Genomic DNA, 2,205 nt, shown 5'->3' with positions numbered 1-2,205 from the left:
CGAAGTTACGGGGACAATTTGCCGAGTTCCTTAACCATGGTTCACCCGAACGCCTCGGTATTCTCTACCTGACCACCTGCGTCGGTTTAGGGTACTGGCCACACACGAACTCGCTAGAGGCTTTTCTCGACAGCATGGGATCACTCACTTCACCGAAAACGGCTCGGCATCACGTCTCAGCCTCAACAGGGGGCGGATTTGCCAACCCCCCAGCCTACACGCTTACCCCCGGACAACCACCGCCGGGTAGAGCTACCCTCCTGCGTCACCCCATCACTTACCTACTACAAGCTCGGATCCCAGACCAGCCACAAACAGAACCCGAAGGTCCCATAAGGAGCCGGCGTGGTTAGCATCACCTGATTCGATACTGGGCGCTCGTGCACGGGTACGGGAATATCAACCCGTTATCCATCGACTACGCCTGTCGGCCTCGCCTTAGGTCCAGACTCACCCTGGGCGGATTAACCTGCCCCAGGAACCCTTAGTCAATCGGCGGCAACGTTTCTCACGTTGCTTTCGCTACTCATGCCTGCATTCTCACTCGCACACCCTCCACCACACGATCACTCGGCAGCTTCACCGGATGCACGACGCTCCCCTACCACACCAACACAAGGTTGGCATCCACAGCTTCGGCGGTGTGCTTAAGCCCCGCTACATTATCGGCGCAGAACCACTTGACCAGTGAGCTATTACGCACTCTTTAAAGGATGGCTGCTTCTAAGCCAACCTCCTGGTTGTCTCAGCAACTCCACAACCTTTCCCACTTAGCACACGCTTAGGGGCCTTAGCTGATGATCTGGGCTGTTTCCCTCTCGACTACGAAGCTTATCCCCCGCAGTCTCACTGCCGCGCTTCACTTAACCGGCATTCGGAGTTTGTCTGACGTCAGTAACCTTGTAGGGCCCATCAGCCAAACAGTAGCTCTACCTCCAGCAAGAAACACGCGACGCTGCACCTAAATGCATTTCGGGGAGAACCAGCTATCACGGAGTTTGATTGGCCTTTCACCCCTACCCACACCTCATCCCCCAGGTTTTCAACCCTGGTGGGTTCGGGCCTCCACGAGGTCTTACCCCCGCTTCACCCTGGACATGGGTAGATCACTCCGCTTCGGGTCCACAGCATGCGACTCAAACGCCCTATTCAGACTCGGTTTCCCTACGGCTACCCCACCCGGGTTAACCTCGCCACACACCATGACTCGCAGGCTCATTCTTCAAAAGGCACGCCATCACCAAAGACAAGCTTCAGCTCTGACGGCTTGACAGCACACGGTTTCAGGTACTATTTCACGACCCCTCACCGGGGCACTTTTCACCTTTCCCTCACGGTACTAGTGCACTATCGGTCATCAGGACGTATTTTGGCTTAGCAGGTGGTCCTGCCAGATTCACACGGAATTTCTCGGGCTCCGCGCTACTCGGGAGAACACCAACGCCTAGACTCTTCCTTCACCTACGGGACTCTCACCCACTACGGTTCCGCTTCCCAACGGATTCAGCTAAAAGAATCACTCAGCGCTCCACGTCGGCAGACCTGGAAAGGTGCATCCCACAACCCCGCACACGCAACGACTGCCGTCTATCACACGCGCACGGTTTAGCCTCTTCCCCGTTCGCTCACCACTACTAGGGGAATCACTGTTGTTTACTCTTCCTACGGGTACTGAGATGTTTCACTTCCCCGCGTCACCACCAACTACCCTATACATTCAGGTAGCGGCAACCCGACACAACTCGGGCTAGGTTTCCCCATTCGGACACCCACGGATCAAAGCTCGGTTGACAGCTCCCCGTGGCCTATCGCGGCCTCCCGCGTCCTTCATCGGCGCCTGATGCCAAGGCATCCACCGTGTGCCACTATCACTTGGCCACTACAGATAACAAGATGCTCGCGCACACTATTCACAAGTCAAAACACCAACCACAATCCCCACTACCTCACACCGGGAAACAAAACCCGAGAGTTCGCAGAGGTGGTCCGCGGGAAACAAACCGACCACCCGCCCCCACAAGGAGAGCCAGATGGTCGAGGTTGCTTCCTCAGACACCCAACAGCGCGCCCCCCGACGCTTCTAGTCGCCGGAGGCAAAGCCTGATTCCCTTACAGCCACTCCCGATCAGCAGGCTCACCCCCGAGGGGGCGGCCGGCGCTGCCGGGTCCACTTACGAGTCCGACCAGCCATAGGAAGAGCTGGTC

Annotated in this window: 1 rRNA gene; it reads right to left on the bottom strand. The window is 57.2% G+C overall.

The annotated features are described in order from the left end of the window. Positions 1 to 1,879 (bottom strand): 23S ribosomal RNA (locus ACWGL3_RS31270); the annotation flags it as partial. Between the last annotated feature and the right edge of the window lie 326 nt (positions 1,880 to 2,205).

It is taken from the genome of Nocardiopsis sp. NPDC055824, assembly GCF_053616335.1.
The sequence above is the reverse complement of the archived record's forward strand: the minus strand, read 5'-3'. Positions and strand labels throughout refer to the sequence as shown.